The organism is Pseudoalteromonas sp. GW168-MNA-CIBAN-0100 (assembly GCF_040309225.1).
GTDB lineage: Bacteria > Pseudomonadota > Gammaproteobacteria > Enterobacterales > Alteromonadaceae > Pseudoalteromonas > Pseudoalteromonas arctica.
On record NZ_JBEOOL010000243.1, the window covers coordinates 1 to 355 of the forward strand.

Genomic DNA, 355 nt, shown 5'->3' on the forward strand with positions numbered 1-355 from the left:
GGCTCTCACTACGTAAAAAAGCTTCGCCAGCAGGTGCTTCAATATCAATATGTGTCGCTGTTTGTAAGCGTTCAACAACTTGCATTGGATAACTTTCGCTAACCGCGGCACCAATGTGCAACTCAATTAACGCTGCATTAGGCGCGGAAGCGATAGAAAAAGGACGTTTGTCTTTTTCACCCATGACCACAGTTAGGTATTGGCCAGCCTTAAAGTCAAAGGCTGCTTCGGGTTTAAGGAACACTTGGTATACAGCGTCATTAAACGGGGTGACTTTTTCTATCTGACAACGAATGGTTTTCATCTAACGTCCTTTAAACCCTTTTATAATTTTTTATCAACGAGTTAATTATAG

The 355-nt window shown here is 41.7% G+C and carries 1 pseudogene; it reads right to left on the reverse strand.

Going from position 1 to position 355, the window contains the following annotated elements:
• Positions 1-304: pseudogene (gene fre / locus AAEY62_RS20935) on the reverse strand (NAD(P)H-flavin reductase); the annotation flags it as partial.
• Positions 305-355: the final 51 nt, after the last annotated feature.